An 18,941-nucleotide genomic window follows, 5' to 3' on the forward strand; every position below is an offset into this window, starting at 1 on the left:
AGTGACGACCCAGCCTTAGCTGAGAGCGGTGACCTTCGTGAAGGCCTTAACGCGTGTGACCTCGAAGGCCATACGAGCGTGCGCACGAAGCTTGTATGCAAGCTGCGTGAGATCCTTTTCGGAGCGTTCGAGCACGACATTGAGCCCGCTGCGCATTCCGAGACGCGCGAACATCGCGAAATCACCAACCACAAGCGTGCCGCTGGTGGCGTGTGGCGTTGCAACGACCGGGATGCCCCACAGCGTCGACGGACCGGCCTCGCCAGGACGACGGTAGATGTAGTTGCTGTTCGCGTCCTTGATGAGTGTGATAGAGCGCATATTGTCGGAGTGCAGAATCCCGAGGTTCGGGTTCGATGCGCCATCGGTCTGACAGAGGACGATTGCACGATAGAAGGCGTCGATGTTAGACTCGGTCTCACCGTTGTTATCGTTGTTGTCGGTACGGGCAAAATTGCCGATCCCCGAGATGTTGATGATGCCCTTCATCTCGTTCGTGCCAGTGCCCTTGAGGATCTGACGCTCTGCCTCGAGATCGACGAAGCGCTCGATGCGCTGATCCATGAACGCGCGAAGACCGGGCTGATCTTCAAGCTGCGATTCCGTGATCCGGAACCACGTTCCGACCGGCGCCGCCGTGACCGTGACCTTATCGGTCTCGAACCCGGACTGCACGAGATCATCGAGTTCGTTGACCTGCGTTCCGGCGTTGTTCTGATACGTGGTCTCCTGGAAGTACTCGTAGGCGTTCGATGCCATCGGAAACTTCGGCATGTAGTCCATGATCATCGGTGGGTAGATCGGCAGCTCGCTGATCCCCGGCACCTGCTCAGGGAACTGCGGCACGTTTGCGATCGTGATGTCCGATCCTGTGGTCTTCATGCCACGATGCTGCCAACCCTTGATCTCCACGACGAGGCCGTTCTTGCCGATCGTGTTGAAGTCCTTGACGGACTTGTAGGCATCGGAGTCAACGAACGATTGACCGACGCTCTTGAAGCCATTGTTACCGTTCTCGCGGCCCTGACCTGGAAGGTTCTCCGGCGTGTTCATCGCCCTGAGCTGCTCCTCGTTCTTGATGGTCTTCACCTCGGCATCAATCTTGGAATTGATGTCGGAGCATTCACGCTCTAGGGCGTCGAACTGCTCCTTCATGGTCTTCATGGCATCGCCCGAGACCTCCTTTGCACGCATCTTGTCGAGCAAGGACTTCTGCTCGGCGACCTTCGTCGAGTACAGGCCCTTCAATTCGGTGATCTGAGTATTCATCAGAGTAGTACGGTTTGATGATTGACCTGCTGCTCCATAAGGCGAGCCTCCATAGCCGCGAGGTCGAGTGTGGTGTCAGTGGATTTGGCACCGGCGTTCTGTCCATCGTCCGCCGGGAGGCCGAGCGCGGACTTGATCTCACTGGCACGTTCGATCAGATCCTTGCCGTTGGTTGCGAGTTCATCCGCAAGGGTTGTCAGCTGTTGACGGTTGGCTGCGTTAAACTGCTGCCCCGTCTTCGCTGAGCCCGAAACTTGGGTGATGGTGGCCAGACGACCAGCAAGGTTCTTCGTCGTGTCAAGCACGAACTTCACATGATCCTTCAGGGACGCTGCGGTTCGAAGCTCGGGAGCGGAGAACGTGAGCGACTTTGCCACCTGATACTGTGCCGAGAGTTCGTCCGGATCGAGTGCCAACAGCGCCGCGGCAACCTTCTTGATCTTATCGGCATAGTCATCGGCACCGATGGCAATCTTCGCGATCTTCTCTTCCACAGTGAGCATGTCAGAGTAGACGATTTCCCACAGACCGCCCCAAAGGAATCGGTCATGGAGGCTGCAGAGCGCATTGATCGTCAGGCTCTCGGACCAGGTCTCGCCGAGGACAGAGTCCTCACCGTCCATCATTGACTTGAGCGATAGGGACTTCAGCGACTTGATCGGGAGCACGGTATTGCGATGCTCGGCCGGTGTCGGTGTGATCGAGGCGTCAAGGCCAAGGGGCCAGCGCTTGATGTGGAAAGACTTACCTACCTGCTCACGCTCCACGAGGTAGGGAGCGGTACCAGACGACCATCCCATTTTTTTCTGCCCGATGAGCTCGTAGATCTTCGCTTCGTACTCGTCACGGAGATCAAGCTGGCCTTCGGCCCAGATACCGGCATCGGTCATCGTGAGCGTCGCCTTCATGCCGCCGCCGAGCTTTTTGCGGCCGAGCAACGGATCGAGACCGTGGTTGTAATACACGGTGGATTTGACCTCGCCGGCAAAGTCGGCGTCGTAGTCGGTAACGGTGTCGAAGTAATCGCGCTCGAGATCGGTATCGCTCTCCGCGCCGAAGCGCACGAGCATCCCGCCGAAACGGCCGTCGCCGAGCGCTTTGATCTCGCCGCCGATGACCACGAGCGAATCCTCTGCCTGTGCTTGTGTCGGTGTCTTCATTATGCGTTTTCCCTTACGGTGATGGTGCCGGCGAGCGGCGGTACAATGTTCCCTTGCTCATCGACAGCCGGAGGCGGTGCGGGCATGTTGGCAGGGAAAAACTTCTCTGCTTCGGCGGGGGTGAACCCGAGTGTGATAGCAAAGGCGATGCACTGTTCACGGGTCATACCGAACTTCTCGTTCGCGCCGAGCGCATAGTTGTTCATGGCGACGCGTAGCTCACGGACACCTTCGATGTTATCGCGCAGACGGCTCGTAATGACGTTGTCGCTGACCGGATCAAGGCCAAGCTCGAGACGCAGTTCGTCAAGTGTAATGGCACCGCCTTTATACATCTCGAGATTATAGCGTCCCCAATCTTGCTGTAGCTCGCGGAACGCCTCCATCGACGAGCGGTCAAGTACAATCTGATAGTCGCCCTTAAACCCGAATCGGTTCTTGAACCCATTGGTGAGCGTCTCGCTGATCATATCGAGGAGAGGTCCGAACGTGCGGGTATTAAACCGTTTGTCACCCTCCTTCATGTTTTGCAGCGTCGCATTTCGCAATCCTGCAGGCCATTCGAGTACTACGAGCGGAATTCCGAAGACGCGAGCAACACGGGCCTCAGCTTCGCGCGAGATCGCCTCGGTGTTGAGCTCATCGAAGGTCCCGGAGAAGCTATCGATACCTTCGATGCCTTCGAGGAAGATCATATTCCCACGAGTATCACCTGTCGTCTGTTTGATTACATCTTCCTTGATGGCCTTCCGGTCTTCCGGCGCTGGTGCCTCCGTGCCGTCCTTCACGCGGGCGATCTTGCCACGCATCAAGTCGTTCTTCAGGTAAGCGTATTGAGCGCGTCCGGCTTCGGTGTCGATGTTGATCTCGTTGAAGACCTGCTGGATCGGAGATACTCCCTTGTTGGAATTGTAGGCGCTGCGCGACGGCCATTTGAGGTGAATCACATCGTTCACGCCATAATCGCGATTATCACCCGGGCGCATGGGGTTGCGATATTTGTAGCCGGAGAGGAATCCACGTTCGTCGTACTTTGGCTGCATGAGTCCGCTATGGTAATTCCATAGCTGCACCACTACCTTGCCGTATTGATTCGCATTGCGTCCGCCAAGAATGAACGTCTCTCCACCAATTGACAGGTTGGTAATTATCGATAGCTTGAAATCCGATTCCGACTGTTCGGGATTTGGGTTCTGCAGCAGCTCGCGGATCTGTGGGTATGGGTCTGTCTGTTTCTTGTCCTCGACCGATACCCGGAACTTGGCCTGCGGGAAGGTGAACTGCCAGAAGCTGATAGCACCGGCGATTAGAGAGTTGTTCTCATAGCCGTTCGATGCGTTGCGGTCGAACGTCGGAAGATCGGTCTGATAGCGACTCTGATAATATACCCCTATCTTCGGCGAGGACACGTTCTCAGCCGGAGCGTCTTGGCTCTTGGACTTGCGGAATGGGGTTGGGATCAGGTCCCGAAGCTTCATCGTGTGCGAGTGCGCTTATGCACTGCAAATCACACGAACCGGCGTAGAATTACGATTGTGGCCTATTTGACACCAGGTGACACCCAATGACCCCTAATGACCTACTTGGTATTTGGATCTTTTTGGACATCGTAGCACCGGACATAGAGCGTCAGCGCAGCTCCGGCGAACTCCTGCGACACGTCGACGAGACGCTTAGACTTCTCACCTCGGAGGAACCGTTTCACATACCGCTTTGCCGTTGACGGCGATATCCGTAACTCCCGGGCGTACTCGTACACCGTCATCGTTCGGATGATATACGGAGCCTGAACCGAAGTCGTGTTCTGCGTTGCCATGCTTCCCGTACTGCTTAAAGAACTCTTACCCTGCGCTTCGTGGCGAGCTTATTGAACGCCCCCGAGCTTGCATCCACCTGATCCTTGTATTTCCCTTTCGGGAATGACCCCATTTCGTTGATGTAGTCGGTGTTCCACTCGCCTTCGACGATCTTCACGTTACCGGCCATCCACTGCGACGAGAACGGACCGGCGCGTGTGACCTTATCGCCTGTCGGGCGTTCGGCATCCACGCTGTAGCCTCGGAGCGATCGGATCAACAGATCGACACTATCACGGCCCATACTGCCCGGTTCCTGTTCGAGCCAGATCTTAACCTTGCCGCCGAGATAGACACCTGTCTGGGTAACCGTGCCATCGACAGCGGTTGTGGTCTGAGCAATACCACCGAATCGCTTAGCATCTCGATTCGCCGTTTGCAAGATGTTCGCATCGCGCTGTGCGGCCCCCCACTGTCCACGGACGACGTCGAGCACGTACAGGTCCATATTCTTCGCGATCCCCATCAGCACGCCGGCTGTATATGCCCCGCCGCCCTCGGTGAATGCCTTGTCCCAATAGCGGACGAGCGTCAGCTCATTCGGCACAGCATCGGCAGAGACGCTCTCAGCCTTCGATGCGGGGAACATGTCGCCTTCGTTCGATACCGGCCGCTGCTGCAGCTGTGCTGCCGCCTGTGAGCCAAGCGCCTTCTCGAGTGACTTCGCGTCCTCCTCGCTGAATCGCTCCGTGGAGACGAGCTCGCCGATCACCTCGCGCGGATCACTGAACCCGATGGAGGTGACGTTCTTCTCGCCCTCGTAGCGGAACGGGATCTTGAGGATCTCGAAGCCCAAGTCCAGATCGATGACATACCCGCTGACGTCCATCACGTGGACGCGCTGCTGCATGAGGATATGCACATGTGTCTTCGGGTCGTTGTAGCGGCTGAACCACTTGTTCTTGTACCAGAAGTTGGCCGCGATACGATCGGCGGCCGTCTCCTCGCGCTCCGGGTTGTTTGGATCGTCGCAGATATTGATATCGCCACCTTCACCGACCACAGACGAGCCAACGCCTAGCGATCGCCGGCTGCCGTGTTGATCGGTCTTGTAGTACTCCTTCGTGTCCTGGTCGGACGCGATCTGGTACAGGTCACCGAAATAGGCTCGGTACTCTGGCGAACGGATGAGGTCACGGGCTTTCGTGGCGTCACGGAGCGCAAGGCTCTTAGCGAACGATGCCGTGAGGAAGTTGTGCGACGGGTCCTTGGTCCACACCCACGCCGGGAAGAACACGCTCGTGAGCATGGACTTCAGCGAACGCGGCGGGACGTTGATGATCAGCTTCCGGATCTCCCGACGGTAGCAGGCCTCCAGATGCTCGCAGATCGCACCGATGTGCCAGTTATCAATGAACGGCGTCGTCGGCTCGAGCACGTGCCAGAACTGCTTCACGAACTCATGGAGTGTTAGGCTGCCACGCTGCGAGTAGAACTCTTCTGCGCGGACGAGCCGTAGCAGCTCCTCCTGCTCCTCGGCCGGCATACGATCGAAGTCTATGCCCGAGAGGTCGAACACCTACTGTGCGTCGGGTGACGGTGTATCGGTAGTGGCTGCCGGTGGCGTGTCCTGCTTCGCATACTTCCGGCGCATTTCCTCGAACGCCTGCTTACGGGCTGCATCGGTCGTGAAGTCGCTCACCTTCTTGCGCTCGATCTCCTTGCGCTCGGGGGCATCGGTGCCGAGGATCTTCGCCTCGCGCTCCATGACCTTCAGGTAGGCACGGAGGTTTTCGGGGTTCGGCTCACGCACGATCTCGGGCTCCTCTCCGTCCTTGGCCGGTAGGACCTTCTCGGTATATAGCCCGTCGGAGAGGATATCGTATAGCTCCTCACAGCGTTCGAGCTGACGTGCGCGGACCTCGTCGACGAGCGTGTGGTCGATCATGCTGACCGTGGCGGCCAAGCCCTCACGTTCAAGCTTCAGTACCTCCACGTGGCTGACACCCATTTTGGCACCTATGCGGCGCAGTGACCACCCCATAGCCCTAAGCATCATGATGTCATTGATCATGGATGCCCGTTTTTCGCCCGTTATTGGTGTGCTGAACATCGGTAATCTACAGCGTTAATCGCAATATGATATTTTCGGCACGTTTCAAGCGGCGCTCAGAGCATTCTATTGCTCTTTATGTACCGTCTCGGGTACCCTGAACCCGACAGTCCTGCGCTTTCGGATCGACGCGACTCGGTCGACGATCACGGGGTTACCGGCGGAGTCCTTCGTCTCGACGTACCGCCAGTTGTCGTAGGCCCGAGTAGCCTGACCCGCCATCACGCGGTTGGCAAATCGGCGCTTGCTCCGCTCCTGCTTGCGGTCCCGAGCTTCCGCCCCCTGCTTTCGACGTGCTGCCTTACCCATGGCTGACCTCCGGCACATAGCCATCGAGATCCGGTACCATCTTCCAGTCGTCACGCCTCGCAAGCTCGATCGGTACGGCGTGGGTGTACCCATGTGCGAGCCATTTCCCGTCGGTGACCGAGTATCGACAGTGGCGCATCCAGGCGTCGGATGTCACGTCGTTCGGGTTCAACGCATACCCGTCGCAAACGGCCAGCCCACGGTTCGTTACTGCGCTTTTTAGTGATTCGTCGAGGTTCATGGCATTGTTAGATTAGAAAGATCGCGCACCAAAAGGACACCTTTTTACTGTAATGCAAAGAGCCCCGGTAGGTTTTGTCCTACCGGGGCTCTTATGAAGCTCCTTAGTTGTGCGATATGGCGGCCGCTTTCGGCGCATCCTCATGTGTACAAATATACCACTATTTCACACAGAAGGTTCAACCGCCATACATTTTTCTCAATATTTTCAGTTGCCGATCGACGTATGGCCTCGGCCTTGATCCCGGCCCGCGGAAAGTGCTTAGCAACGATTGGCACTGCTTCTTTTAATGTGACGACATCTGGATCGTCCGGCATAAGTGGACCCTTTCTTGATTAGGAGTGAGTAATACCGGGGATGGCTCCCCGAATTAGAACATGGGAGCTTGCTCGCTCTCGAACTTTGGAATGACGACAAAATCGCCGAACCGACCGGTATTTGCCTGAAATTTCAGCCGCACGTCGCCGATCGGTCCGTTGCGCTGCTTGGCTATGATGTTCATTGCCGCACCTTCGGTCGGTGCTCCGTCCTCGAACTTCTCCTGCCCGTATGTCTCCGGACGGTAGATGAATAGCACGAGATCCGCATCCTGCTCGATGGCACCGGACTCGCGCAGGTCACCGAGATTCGGGCGTTTGTCAGAGCGGTCCTCAACCTTGCGGTTCAACTGACTCAGCACAATCACAGGAATATCGAGCTCTTTGGCTAGTCCTTTAAGCGAACGAGATATCGTCGAAATCTCACGCTCGCGCGAATCCATCGGCTGGTTGGCCTCCATCAGTTGCAGGTAGTCGACGACGACGAGACCGATATTCTGCAACTGCTTTAGCCGAAGACACTTCGCTCGTAACTGTATCGGAGTGATCCCTGCCGTGTCGTCGATGAAGATCGGCGCCGATGCAACGGTCTTCGCCGCAATGCCCCACATCCGGCGTTCCTCTTTCGTCATACGGCCTTTGCGGACGTTCATCAGGTCGATACCGCCTTCGGCACAGACCAAGCGTTGCACGAGCTGCACGGCTCCCATTTCAAGCGAGAAGATCGCTGTCGGTACTCGCTTCTCGGGAGGCGGCACGATCGCCGCACCACGCACATAGGCCAGACCCTCAGCCGTCTTACCTTGCGACGGCCTGGCGGCTACGATGATCAGATCCGTCTTCTGCCAGCCACCGGTGAGTTCGTCAAGATCCGAAAGCTGTGTCGGAACTCCGGTTACGCCATGCGCCGTATCCTGAATCGCTTCGACTAATTTCGTGGTCTCAGCCACAAGCGTACTGATCGGCATCACTTTCTTGCGGTGCGCGATCTCGGTCAACGCACTCGCATCGGTGGCAGCATCGGCCAGAACCTGCAACGGATCGTGTTCGCCGGACAGTAGTTTCAGCTTCGCGTCCTCGAAGATCAACCCGCCTTCACGCGCCATGTAATGCTCGAGGATCAGACGCGCATGGTCTTCGACGTTCGCGGTCGTCACCACATTCATCGCGAGTTCGACCAAATACGCCGGCCCGCCGACCTCGCCAAGCTCGCCGCTGCGGCGTAGCTCTTGCGAGACTGTGAGTTCGTCAACCTTCTGCTGTTGCTCGAATAGCCGGTAACAAGCGCGGTACACCGCCCCGCATGCCGTCGACCAGAATGGGCTATCCATCTCCGAGCGCGAGCCGATCAACTGGATCACTTGCTGGCATGCAACGGCATCGCGAAGCATTGATCCGACAACCGACTCCTCGGCTGCCACGTCGCGCGGCGGCGTCATGTCCTTCGGCGTGATCCGCTCCATCAGCTCGCCGACGGAGAGGAAGCGGTTCTTTTTTGTTTTCTGACGGGTCATTGTCCGAGTAACTCTGCTGTGCTTTTCGAGGATTCACTGCGCTGTGAGCGCGGCGGTTTGAACGCTGCAACGGGTATAGCCGGAGCCGGTTGACCGCGCGATTGCTGCTGCTCTTGGAATCGTTGACCCTTCGGCTTGAGTTTGCCGGCGAGATAATCCCGCAACGACGCCATCGATCGCCAACCCTCGGCCGCGCAGACAAGCACGGCATCGCGTATTTGCGGCTCTGGGTAGCTCATGCGCAACGGGGCGAGGATGCGGTTCTCCATCGGCAAAATGCGCGGATCGTCCGGGTGCAGCCACTCCCCCACGAAATACTCGAGCGACTCGGTGTCGCCGCGTATCGCATGCGTATTTGAACCCACGGCACCACCTGGCGGCCGTGTCGGCAGCGGCGGTGCTTCCGGCGTGATCTCGGCGAATGTCACCGGCTCACCGACGTCCGGCAAAGTTTTCTCCCCAGACCCCTCTTTCAAAGAGTTATCTTGTTTACCTGTTAATTGGTTACCCTTCGGAAGGGTCTCGAACCCTTCCGAAGGGTTAGCAAAAACATCCGTTTGTTTATTAGACTTAGCTTTTTTTGGCTTCTTCTTGTAGTTCTGGATGATCTCGCCGAACCTCTCCATGAATGCTTCGAAGGCTCGATTACCCGGCTTATTGAGATCGGTGAATTGCTTGTGGAGATGACCATGGAATGAGGGGAGCGTTTCGGCTTCCTGCTGCTTGGCCATATTCCGAACAAAGACGAGCGACTTATCGTACACGATCAACGTCCGTTCCTCAAGCTCTACGAGCGCCTTGGTGACGTCCGATTCCGGGAAGGCAATGTCTCGGCTAATATCGGCGATCGTCGCCCTGTAATAGCCACAGATCGCGCTCTCGCGTGCGGCGCAGAGGTAGACGAACACCCACCGAGCGATCCCTGAAAGCTCCTGAATATCCTCATTGCCCCAAATCGCCGTTGTGATGAATCGCTTGCTTGCCATAGAAACTCTACCAAAGATCAATTGTGTATCGAAAGCCTTGAAATCCTATGCCGACACGTCGCTTGCCGGAGCCACGTTCGCAGGGTTGTGAGTGTCTTAGCCATTATGCGTTGTCTCCCTTCGGGGTGAACGGTTCGTAAATTACATCAAGTCCTTTTCTTAGGTGTATCCGTCGCAAAGCAGAGTACATCATTGCCTGCTCTGATTGAATGTCGAATTCCTCGAAACAATGCTCCCGCTTCCCGATAGGATTGATAACGGCGCGAGTCCCTTTTTGGCCCACCCAGAGAAGCCCCCACTTATCGGGTAGTTCGTTCGGTTTTATCAAGCCCCAGCCGCAACAGTACAGGCGGAACCGTCCCATGCCATTCGCAGGGTTCTGACGAAAATGCTTTTTCTTGTCGGCCAAGAAATCTGACCGGGATGCCTTGCATTCAATGACTACAGACTTCCAGTTGCCGAAGCCAATCACGTCTGGAATCTCGCCGCTCTGCGTAGCCGCCACCAACTCTCTAAATGCTATGCCACAGCCACTTTTCAGTAGCCACCTATAAGCCCGCTCAACAAGTTCGGCGTGCGTAATTTGAAACAGCCTGTCCTCGGCGTTGTCGAGGTCTCGAATAATTGAATCCACGTATTGCTGTTCGTTCATCCTTCGTTGTCTCCCTTCGGGGCTGGTGGTAGGGGCATCCAGTGGGTGACATCGAGATAGCCAAGTAGCTTTGTTCTACCGCTGTAAAACACGCAATTGCGAATCGAATCGTCGATATATACAGCACTTGAAACCCCGTTCTTACCACGAAGGACGATGCACCACCGCTCTTCCTTTGGCAACCGCTCCTCAACGCTGATCCACTTCGGCTCCCCCTGCGCCTCCTTGAGTGCGGAGAGAAGGTAGCGGATGTCTGATCTACTCTGGTAATTGCCGCGAGTATCTTCTTCGCATTCCAGCCTCGCCTCGATCTCCGCTACTCTCTGGTTGTCTGTCATAGGTTAGTCTCGTGCATTCAATAGGTGTCTCATTGAATTTGCTATCTGTTCGAGCTCATCCACTTCCCGGCTGAGAAGTCCATCGATGTCCTCGAATGGTTGGCCTTCAACCAAAGTCGGATAATCGGACCTCTTCTCCCAGACTTGGACGTACTCGTTGCCATCGTATTTAATTTTAACCGTTGTGCGCTTGCCCTTGCGGGTGATTTTTGCTGTTATCATCTTCTATCCTTCCTGTTTAGTGGTTGAAAGTCCGTTGCGGATCGCGGCGGCGCGGTCTAAATAGTCTTGTGTCATCGTGGTAGTGGTTGCCAGTGAGTGATAGTATCAGTGTTGAAGTCGTCGTATAGCATACATTCGCTCCAGTGGGCACCTTGACTGCCAGAATCTTTCGCATTCCACCATATTCCCATACCGACGTAGGAATCTGTGATGATGAAAGGCACGGTGCTCTTTACAAGAACGACGGCCCCACTCTTCGGTTTGCGTTTCTTCGCATCAATCCAGTCTTGGGTCATGCTTCTTTCGAGGTTAAGTGAGTGAGGGCGGTGTGGAGGTCTGGAGTCTTAACGAGCATCGTGTGGCACATATCAATCGTGTCCGTTGACTGATTCTCGAAACATTCATCCTCTCGAACCTTCCAAACGCCTTCATCGAATTGAGCCGAACGCCCTACATTATTTTCGTGGTCGTATTTGTCAAGATTGCACTCCCGCAACATCAGCATCGTCTCATCGACTTCTTCCCACGATTTTCCGACAATCCCATCTGTTGTGGTGACGGTGATGGGGCGAATGGTCATTTCAGAATGATCGCCCCATCCGCCACCCATATAAATACCCATTGCCTGCCCGCTGTTGAACGTGACTCTAATAATCCCGTCTTGATCGGTTGCTACGTAAATGTTCATACTTCTCCCTCCTTCCGTGTATCGCTCGTGGAGTGCGCTGTTAGTGTCACTTCGTACTTCCCCGGTCGCAACTCGATAGGTTCGCAAGGCTGGTCGTCGTACCAACCGACAACGCTGATAGTGCCGTCTTGAAATTGCACCGAGAATTCGTCCGCTTGGTATTCGTCGGGTATCTCACTTTCAAACGGCGTATGCCAAATCTTGTAGTGATCCTCCCACAGCTTCCGTAGCGAGTCCTGCGCGTCGGTGAATGTTGCGCCGTCACTGAGTCTGGTTATGAGTAGGTTAGGCATTGGGGTTCTCCTTGCGTAGTATAGACTCGATTCGTGTTAACATTGCCCGGCCAAACGCCCGCACAGAAACGTTTGCCGGGTGGTCGAGAAAATCGCGCTCCTTGTTTATGGCTTTTGAAATGTTCGCGTCTCGCTCTTGGTCGCGGTTGCGGAGCCATGCGGCAATTTCACCGTACCATTCCTGCCAGTCACATTTAAGGTCAAGTATGGTAATCTTGTTGCTAAGAACAGAGTGCAACTGCTCCGCTTCCTGCAAATGCTTCTCGTCGTTAGTCATTGGTCGTGTCATAGAGTCACCTTCCCCTTGATGTCGCCGTTCCGATCTATCTGAAATTTGTGCCCAGACTTACATACGTAGGTAACCGTTTCTTTTTTGGATACACGAACCGGGCGAGATGATTGCTTGCAGATCGCGCAAGTATCCAACTTCGGATAGTTCTTGATGTTATTTTGAGTGTTCATCGGTTTTCCTTTCGGTTGGGGTGTGTGAATCGCACGTATTGTTTGGGTCTTTACTCAGAATCGTAATACCACAGTAGTACCAGTGTGAACCGTTGCCCTCGCCGCCGATCTTGACGTGAGCGCAGTTCTGGCATGTTCTCGGTGTCTCGGTCTGGGTGGCTTCTGGGGTCATGGCTTGGGTTCCTCCTTGCCGTATGATTTGAGATACTGCTTAACCGTGCTGATCGCAACGCCGTATGTACGCGCCAGTCTTGCAACGGTTGCACTATCCGATTTTACAGGTAGTCGCTTACACGCTTCTCGCAAGTCACGTTTAGTTTCGTTGGTCATACCTTCACCTCTTTTAACTTTGCTTCGTACTCGCGCTGTAGGTCGGAGCGTCCCTCGTCCCACCCCGCCTTGAATCCTTTATCTTCCATTGACCTGCGTATGATTCGAATTGCCGTATCAGCGGCTCCTTCATTCGCATTTGGGTATTCAGGAAAAAATTCTTCGGTGAGGAACTTGGCAAGTCGATCAATCTGAGATTGCGCCAATTCATCTTCCCCCACCTCCGCGACGGGTGCGGGGACGGGCGAACACGCGGGGCAATTCTTTTGCAAGCAACTGTAAGCCACGTTCTTTGTCGCGTCGAACGTTTCGGTGCGCTCAACCCATCCTCTACCTTCACACGTCTTGCACTTCGATGCGGGGGCGGGCGGGGCGACGGGTTCGATTAGTCCGATACCATAGCGAAGCGAGAAGTGACCCACTGGGCTTCTAAACATCGCTACAGTCTTATCGTCAATGAATCCGTGCTCTACCAGTTCAACTTTGTCTCTGAGGTAGTTGTATTGCTCTTTCCCCGTCGCATCTTTGTCGCACACCTTGTACCATCCCAACGGCGTGTCCGGCCCGAGAACAACCGTCTTTGGTTCGACGGGCTTCTGCTCTGACTGGAGAGCGGAGCGGAGTTGCGAACGTGCGGTATCATTGAGTTTTAGCACTACCTCATTCTTGTATTCGTCGGGCACTGTGTCTCCAAGTGCGAACTCGGCTTCCGCCCTGTCCAGTGTCAGCGTCACCGTGATCTGTTTGTTCATGCCCGAACTCCATTTCTATATAGGAAATCAACTGCCTTGCTGACTTGTGCAAAGTTGCCGATGTTGTATTCGCGAAAGAGCCACTGGTTGCCCGTCGAGTCGTCACCTTCCATGAAGGCAATTTTCAGAGCATAGATTAGACGCTCCGCTGATTCGATGTCAAGAAAGAACTCCTCCTCGTTCGTCGGGTCTTGGCCGGTCGCACCGATGTAAATATCCGTGACTCGGCGCGTCAATGCTTCGCGTTCACGTGTCTCTCGCTGTGACGTTGTCAGTCGTTTCTTGTTCATTGGTTGGTTTTTGGCTGAGTGAGTAATACCACTGTCCTGTAGTCTGGCTCCCACATAATTACGGAGGCGTTTGCATCTACAAACGCCTTGACCGCGTTGCGGAAGTCATCCACGCCGCGTAAATCGGACGTGTCGAAATCTTCGTATGCTTCCTGAGTGCCGTTGTCGATAATATCATCCACGTTTAAGCGAAGAACCGGACGCTCCGTACATCCATAAACCCATTCAGGCCATTCGGATTTTTCAACATCATCGTTTTCAAGTTGGTCGAACAGGTCATCAACGGAGGCGTAGAAGTCATCGCAATATATGATGCCGCCCGTGTATTGCTCTGTGGAAATCTTCTTCGCAGAATCAAAATGCTTTTGCTCGGTGGCGGCGAGACGCTTTGTGACGCACGAATCACATTCGAGTTTGTTAGATTCGATACCGCACGTTTGGCACGTACAGCATTTATCGGCGATCTCTTTAGTGCGTTTGACTATCCTGCATTTAGCGCAGAAGAACGCTGCTACCGTGCCGTCTGGGGCCGTTAGTGGTTGTCCGTTCATCTTCTTTCCTTCCTTGCTGTGTTAGTGGGTGGGGGTTAGCTTTTCGAGTGCGTTGGCAATCCGCGTCAACTGATCGAGTTGCTTCTGCTGGATGCTCTCCTGCGTATCTGACCGAGAAAACGGCGAGGTCATATTCCTGTCAAGCACGTCCACCCGCGTAATGAAGTGATTCGTTTCCCCGCGATTGCTGAACCAGTTCTTATTGAACGTCTCGTGATAAACGAGCTTCACCTTCCATCCAAAACGCGCCGCGCTGTCAAGTGTGCGAATTACAAGTGGCGGCTCCGCATCGTTGTCAACCGAGAAGTCAAACGGAACCGAACTATTCATCCCGGTCTGGGTCACGTTTAGATGCCCTTCCCAAGACTTCCAGAAGATGCCCGCTCGTGAGAACTGCGTAATCAGTCCGATTCGCTCTCCATTGCTGTAGTCCTCGGAAGCGCATCCCGCGAACAGAAGTGCTACTGCAATAAACGTGAATGTCTTTTTCATATCCTATTCTCCTTGAGGCACTGCCTCGGTGTGTTGGTTAGTGTGAATTAGTCCTGTTCGATCTCGGTGGTCAGCGTGTCGGGGGTGCGCTTGGCTGGGCGTATTGTACCACCAGGTTTTGAAATGGCTTTGAACTTTTCCATTATCTCGGGCAACCGTTTGTCTCTATATTCGAGCCACGCATCGTGGTTGTGGCAATTGTAATGAGACTCGGGCTCACACGTACACGGGTATTTCTCGTCGGCCTCTCGGCTGGCTATGTCCCTACACGCCGATTCAAACGTAAAGTATCTGCGACGCTCCGTGCGGAATACGATTGCAGACTCAAGCATCAATTCGGGTTGTTTCATCCCTGCTTCTCCCCTTTCTCCCGCTCCGCGATAAGAGCGTCGATGGTGGGTCGTGTGTTCCAGATACGTTCTGCATCTTCCTGTTCGTCGCAATGAACGCCGACAAACGGTACGTCCCTGCCTCCATTGCAGCGTGGGCATTCGACAGCCCAATATCCACAATCTTCCATGCCGGGGACATTGTTGCCTACCCATCGGCTATGTGGCTTGCTATTACAAAACGGGCATTCCCGCAACTCAGCGAGTGTCGGGATTTCCGGCTTTTGCCAAACGGCTTCCTGAGTACGGGCCTCATTACACGCACTGCATCCCATACATCCGACGTTGCTATATCCGCAATCGCAGGGTCTCTTACATTCTCCGCACTCATTCAAACAGCAAGTATGCAACTCAGCGAGTGTCGGCGGGTTTGGTGGTGTCTGTGGCATGGGTTCTGCTTTCAAGTAAAAAGTGAATGGTGCAACGTGCTCCTCGCATTCGTAGGATGTCATCCAGTCAAGTGCAACCTTCGGTAGTTTTGGGTAGTCATTTCTTTTGTCGTTACAAAAATCAATATTGTCCCCATCAATAAACACACGGTGACCGAAGACACGGGCGACGGCAAGAGCAATCGGATGCAGGTCGCCATAATCAAACTTGCCGTTGTCAATATCATCTTGCGTGACTTCGATCTTCGTTAGCTGTGTATCTTTCCATTCGTCGCAGATGTGTTCGCTTACGCATTCGCCACAGACCGTTGCTCCGCATTCTACGCAACGAACAACGCGCAGTGTAGCGATACAGCATTCGCGGCATACCGCATTCGCGTCAGGGCCGTCGTAAGGTCCGAAGTTGCTCATCACTGTGCTCATATTGTTAGCTAATATTAAAGTATGGGCGGCCAAATGGCCGCCCATACGGCTTAATATTAAATGCCGATGCTCTTGAAAATTGCTTCGGCAGCGTCAATTATTTCCTGAGTTGACTTAGTGCCACCGATAGCATGAATCAGCGCAACGTAGATGCCCGATTTTATCTGAGGTATTTCGTATGTATGTATGTCCATGTTTGATGTTTAATTAATGTGAATCAGTGTTAGTCCTGAAAATTCTATCTTTGACTGTGGCATTGGTTACTCCTTTGGTGTTAGTTGATACTGTGTCTTGCTCATTGTGTGGCTTCCTCTTATCGCTTGCCCTCCGAGAGTGCGGCAGTGTGGTGGCGAACCTCACAGTGACCATGTGGCAGTGACCGCAAATACTCAAGCCTGTCCAAGTCGTCCTCGTCCAATAGCGTGGGATCAACTCTGTCAACTATCTCAAGAATAATGCGCTCGAACCCGCCGTTCCGAATAATGGTCGTCCCCATTTGCGGATGCTCTATTGTCTCGTTACCTGTTGCCATAGTCGTTAGTCCTTTCGTGAAAGTTGCTTCAATAGGTTCTGAATCCCGCGACCGTCCTTTACCGTCTTGCCAGTGTACCAACCTGAGTATGGGTAGAACTGAATCTTCGCACCGTCGAACAGGAAGTCGATCCGCGTTGAATCTTCGTACACGATTTCAAGACCGAGCGCGGTAATGCGTTGCTTCGCGTACTCCATCCGTTTCGGCTCAAGTACTTTCTGGCGTTCGGTGTCAAGACGTGCCATAGTCGTTAGTTGGATGGGGTGGTGTGTTCTTGGGCCTGAGGAACATACTTGAAAAACTCTTCATCAACCCCGTGCCGCCAGACGGCCATTTTTACGTAAGCCTGCGCGTTTTCCTCGGTCATATTACCGTCCATAAAACGCTCTTCGCCTGTCCTGATATTGACCGCGAATACATCGTATAGTTGTTCGTTCTTTGTATCTGTCATACTCTCTCCCTTTCGTGTTATGCCGTGAATGTCAGTGTGTATGTGTGCGCGTCGTCGGTTGGCTCATAGCATCACACTGGTAAAAGTCTCGCACTCGCTGCCGCCGTGAATGTGCGGGTAGATCGGCTCCGGGGACGGCTCTGTTCTATTCCGTCTGTCGTATTGAGCCATATAGGTCTTTCTGCATGCGCGGCATCGCGTCGATGTGTGCATATCACTGCCGGGCTTCGTCTCGTGGCAAGTATTGCAGGTGCAAATTTCGTTGGGTTCAGGTTTTCGGTTCATGGTTCGATCACCTCCACACTGACGATGACATGCGGTTTTGGCCCGACGATACCCTTGCGGATGTCGGCCTTCGTTGCTCGTTTAATCTGTTCCTGATACCGCTCGATCGTGCAGAGCTGCGGGCGGTCGTCGGTGATGATATAACCCTTGAGCGCGTCGACGATGGCCTTCACCCATAGGTTATCTTCATCGTAGAGACGGAAGAGGTAGGCGGTGATGACGATCCGGTATTTCACGTCCTCACCGAGCAGGTTACGGAAGTAGGCGATGGTCGCTGTCGGGACTTGCGAGATCACGCACTCGCGGGTGATCTGCTTCCAGTCGTTTGTCTCTTTGTAGAGCCGGAAGTGATGTTTGCCGACGATGGTATTCGCCGACGGTAGCTGACGGGGTATCTTGAATTGTAATGTCATGCGGCGACCCTTTCAAATAAGTGCATCATCACTCCATGCGAATACCGCGCTGAGCCGATATGCTGCACACAGGTGTCGGGCAGCGAGTCCTTCGCCAGAATAAACGTGCGCGATTCCCTCCGGTCGGTACTCCCGTGCATCGCATATAGCACCGGGCGATTGCCGCAGATCTCGAACGTGAGTGCGTTGGCATTGATCGGCACGTCGACCGAGAACTCGGTGAATGGCGCGCTGATGGTCTCGGGTAGGGAGATGGCGGTGATGGTCATGCAGTTTTCTTCCTCATTTCATTGATTTGCACCAATGCCCTCTCAATCATACTTATAATTGCTTCTGGACTTTCTTGTACATAATGGACCATACCTCTTATCATAAATTCACTACCATTTGCACGGCCAATAATCGTTACACCCGAAAGTTCTTGTAGGGGCACATATACGCTGTCGGTGGTAACGACTCCTGTTAGAATGAGTCTGGGGTTTAGGTCTCCAATAATTTCTTTATGGGTATTGCTAACTGGTTGGGGTTCGATCGGTGTTTTCATAGTTCAATCCTTTCCAGTTTGAATGATCTTACAGTGTCGAGCACAAATCGCTTCACATCAGGATCGGTGACGAGCCGTAGTCCGTCCAGATGCCAGTCGATGGCTTTATTCGCAAGTAGGGTTTCGGCGAATCGCCGTGCCCCGTCAATCGTCAGATGCCGCAAGGCTACGCATACGGCAGCCCCCGATGTGATGTGTGTAACTGTGAAGCCCGGATCTTCATCTGGGCGACTGGGTTCAAAGCCGAGGTGCGCATGCAGAGCAAGGCCGCCGCAGCAGAGCGCGTTGATCGCTGGGGTATCATGCCCCTTCATGCATGATACCGTGATTAGATGTTGCTCCCATTTCATCGTGCTTTTGCTCCAATTATTCGTTGTTCACGTTGCAAATTGTGAATAGCGTGGCCGATGTTATCGAGCATTCGACGGGCGTCTTTCGTGTATATCCACGGCGAATGTCCCGGTGCATTCTTCATCGCAGGGTCGGCCAGAATTGCCGCATTGAGACTGACGAGCTCGTCGATGCTATAGTGCGTTGCGAGCTTCGCCACATTGAAACCGTAAGTGGGCCTATTGCCCCATGCTTCTTTCCAATTCATCCTTCGGCCCTTTCCAGTGTATTTGATGCCGCCGTGTATCGGAAGCCGTAACTCTTAAATCCCTTCACGTCGCAGAAGGCATTATGAATATCCACCAGTTTCGGCATCGACGACGGCCCGATGCGGTCTGCCGGAATTGACG

The 18,941-nt window shown here is 54.2% G+C and carries 27 protein-coding genes; all 27 read right to left on the reverse strand.

Annotation, left to right across the window (positions count from 1 at the left end; all coding sequences use genetic code 11):
* Positions 1 to 15: 15 nt before the first annotated feature.
* On the reverse strand, positions 16 to 1,269 hold the full coding sequence (locus tag JSS75_07210; GenBank protein ID MBS1903472.1) for a phage major capsid protein: 1,254 nt from the start codon (positions 1,267 to 1,269) through the stop codon (positions 16 to 18).
* Positions 1,269 to 2,429, reverse strand: a complete 1,161-nt coding sequence (locus tag JSS75_07215; GenBank protein ID MBS1903473.1) for a hypothetical protein — start codon at positions 2,427 to 2,429, stop codon at positions 1,269 to 1,271. Before JSS75_07215 ends, JSS75_07210 begins: the two co-directional genes overlap by 1 nt.
* Complete coding sequence (locus JSS75_07220; GenBank protein MBS1903474.1) at positions 2,429 to 3,907, reverse strand: phage portal protein; 1,479 nt, start codon at positions 3,905 to 3,907, stop codon at positions 2,429 to 2,431. Before JSS75_07220 ends, JSS75_07215 begins: the two co-directional genes overlap by 1 nt.
* Before the next feature lie 101 nt (positions 3,908 to 4,008).
* Entirely contained in the window at positions 4,009 to 4,245 is a 237-nt protein-coding gene (locus tag JSS75_07225; GenBank protein ID MBS1903475.1) for a hypothetical protein, read from the reverse strand.
* Positions 4,246 to 4,259: 14 nt separating this feature from the next.
* Positions 4,260 to 5,804, reverse strand: coding sequence for a phage terminase large subunit (terL, locus tag JSS75_07230; protein ID MBS1903476.1), 1,545 nt, complete (start codon positions 5,802 to 5,804; stop codon positions 4,260 to 4,262).
* Positions 5,805 to 6,284: a hypothetical protein gene (locus JSS75_07235; protein ID MBS1903477.1), complete on the reverse strand. Its 480-nt coding sequence runs from the start codon at positions 6,282 to 6,284 to the stop codon at positions 5,805 to 5,807.
* A gap of 120 nt (positions 6,285 to 6,404) precedes the next feature.
* Positions 6,405 to 6,647, reverse strand: coding sequence for a hypothetical protein (locus tag JSS75_07240; protein ID MBS1903478.1), 243 nt, complete (start codon positions 6,645 to 6,647; stop codon positions 6,405 to 6,407).
* Complete coding sequence (locus JSS75_07245; GenBank protein ID MBS1903479.1) at positions 6,640 to 6,888, reverse strand: hypothetical protein; 249 nt, start codon at positions 6,886 to 6,888, stop codon at positions 6,640 to 6,642. Before JSS75_07245 ends, JSS75_07240 begins: the two co-directional genes overlap by 8 nt.
* A gap of 370 nt (positions 6,889 to 7,258) precedes the next feature.
* Positions 7,259 to 8,719 carry a replicative DNA helicase gene (gene dnaB, locus JSS75_07250; GenBank protein MBS1903480.1) on the reverse strand — a complete coding sequence of 487 codons (1,461 nt, stop codon included), beginning with the start codon at positions 8,717 to 8,719 and terminating at the stop codon, positions 7,259 to 7,261.
* Positions 8,716 to 9,705: a hypothetical protein gene (locus JSS75_07255; GenBank protein ID MBS1903481.1), complete on the reverse strand. Its 990-nt coding sequence runs from the start codon at positions 9,703 to 9,705 to the stop codon at positions 8,716 to 8,718. The genes dnaB and JSS75_07255 overlap by 4 nt, the downstream gene beginning before the upstream one ends.
* 103 nt (positions 9,706 to 9,808) lie before the next feature.
* Complete coding sequence (locus tag JSS75_07260) at positions 9,809 to 10,357, reverse strand: hypothetical protein (GenBank protein ID MBS1903482.1); 549 nt, start codon at positions 10,355 to 10,357, stop codon at positions 9,809 to 9,811.
* Positions 10,354 to 10,695 (reverse strand): DUF551 domain-containing protein, encoded by a 342-nt coding sequence (locus tag JSS75_07265; protein MBS1903483.1) that lies wholly within the window; start codon positions 10,693 to 10,695, stop codon positions 10,354 to 10,356. Before JSS75_07265 ends, JSS75_07260 begins: the two co-directional genes overlap by 4 nt.
* A gap of 514 nt (positions 10,696 to 11,209) precedes the next feature.
* Entirely contained in the window at positions 11,210 to 11,605 is a 396-nt protein-coding gene (locus JSS75_07270) for a hypothetical protein (GenBank protein ID MBS1903484.1), read from the reverse strand.
* Positions 11,602 to 11,898, reverse strand: a complete 297-nt coding sequence (locus JSS75_07275; protein MBS1903485.1) for a hypothetical protein — start codon at positions 11,896 to 11,898, stop codon at positions 11,602 to 11,604. Before JSS75_07275 ends, JSS75_07270 begins: the two co-directional genes overlap by 4 nt.
* On the reverse strand, positions 11,891 to 12,175 hold the full coding sequence (locus JSS75_07280) for a hypothetical protein (protein ID MBS1903486.1): 285 nt from the start codon (positions 12,173 to 12,175) through the stop codon (positions 11,891 to 11,893). The genes JSS75_07275 and JSS75_07280 overlap by 8 nt, the downstream gene beginning before the upstream one ends.
* Positions 12,176 to 12,686: 511 nt before the next feature.
* The gene (locus JSS75_07285) at positions 12,687 to 13,442 is read right to left on the reverse strand and encodes a hypothetical protein (protein ID MBS1903487.1); all 756 of its coding nucleotides are present in this window, start codon (positions 13,440 to 13,442) and stop codon (positions 12,687 to 12,689) included.
* Positions 13,439 to 13,732: a hypothetical protein gene (locus JSS75_07290; GenBank protein MBS1903488.1), complete on the reverse strand. Its 294-nt coding sequence runs from the start codon at positions 13,730 to 13,732 to the stop codon at positions 13,439 to 13,441. Before JSS75_07290 ends, JSS75_07285 begins: the two co-directional genes overlap by 4 nt.
* Positions 13,729 to 14,283, reverse strand: a complete 555-nt coding sequence (locus JSS75_07295; GenBank protein ID MBS1903489.1) for a hypothetical protein — start codon at positions 14,281 to 14,283, stop codon at positions 13,729 to 13,731. Before JSS75_07295 ends, JSS75_07290 begins: the two co-directional genes overlap by 4 nt.
* Before the next feature lie 21 nt (positions 14,284 to 14,304).
* Positions 14,305 to 14,775, reverse strand: coding sequence for a hypothetical protein (locus tag JSS75_07300; protein MBS1903490.1), 471 nt, complete (start codon positions 14,773 to 14,775; stop codon positions 14,305 to 14,307).
* 346 nt (positions 14,776 to 15,121) lie between these two features.
* Entirely contained in the window at positions 15,122 to 15,964 is an 843-nt protein-coding gene (locus JSS75_07305; GenBank protein MBS1903491.1) for a hypothetical protein, read from the reverse strand.
* Between the two features lie 549 nt (positions 15,965 to 16,513).
* Positions 16,514 to 16,753 carry a hypothetical protein gene (locus JSS75_07310; GenBank protein ID MBS1903492.1) on the reverse strand — a complete coding sequence of 80 codons (240 nt, stop codon included), beginning with the start codon at positions 16,751 to 16,753 and terminating at the stop codon, positions 16,514 to 16,516.
* Between the two features lie 5 nt (positions 16,754 to 16,758).
* Positions 16,759 to 16,959 (reverse strand): hypothetical protein, encoded by a 201-nt coding sequence (locus JSS75_07315; protein MBS1903493.1) that lies wholly within the window; start codon positions 16,957 to 16,959, stop codon positions 16,759 to 16,761.
* A gap of 281 nt (positions 16,960 to 17,240) precedes the next feature.
* Positions 17,241 to 17,657, reverse strand: a complete 417-nt coding sequence (locus JSS75_07320) for a hypothetical protein (GenBank protein ID MBS1903494.1) — start codon at positions 17,655 to 17,657, stop codon at positions 17,241 to 17,243.
* Positions 17,654 to 17,926 (reverse strand): hypothetical protein, encoded by a 273-nt coding sequence (locus tag JSS75_07325; protein MBS1903495.1) that lies wholly within the window; start codon positions 17,924 to 17,926, stop codon positions 17,654 to 17,656. Before JSS75_07325 ends, JSS75_07320 begins: the two co-directional genes overlap by 4 nt.
* Entirely contained in the window at positions 17,923 to 18,201 is a 279-nt protein-coding gene (locus tag JSS75_07330) for a hypothetical protein (GenBank protein MBS1903496.1), read from the reverse strand. Before JSS75_07330 ends, JSS75_07325 begins: the two co-directional genes overlap by 4 nt.
* Positions 18,198 to 18,551 (reverse strand): hypothetical protein, encoded by a 354-nt coding sequence (locus JSS75_07335; protein ID MBS1903497.1) that lies wholly within the window; start codon positions 18,549 to 18,551, stop codon positions 18,198 to 18,200. Before JSS75_07335 ends, JSS75_07330 begins: the two co-directional genes overlap by 4 nt.
* Positions 18,548 to 18,751, reverse strand: coding sequence for a hypothetical protein (locus JSS75_07340; protein MBS1903498.1), 204 nt, complete (start codon positions 18,749 to 18,751; stop codon positions 18,548 to 18,550). The genes JSS75_07335 and JSS75_07340 overlap by 4 nt, the downstream gene beginning before the upstream one ends.
* Positions 18,752 to 18,941 lie beyond the last annotated feature (190 nt).

The sequence above is a fragment of the Bacteroidota bacterium genome, assembly GCA_018266755.1.
In the GTDB taxonomy this organism is placed as follows: domain Bacteria; phylum Bacteroidota; class Ignavibacteria; order Palsa-1295; family Palsa-1295; genus JAFDZW01.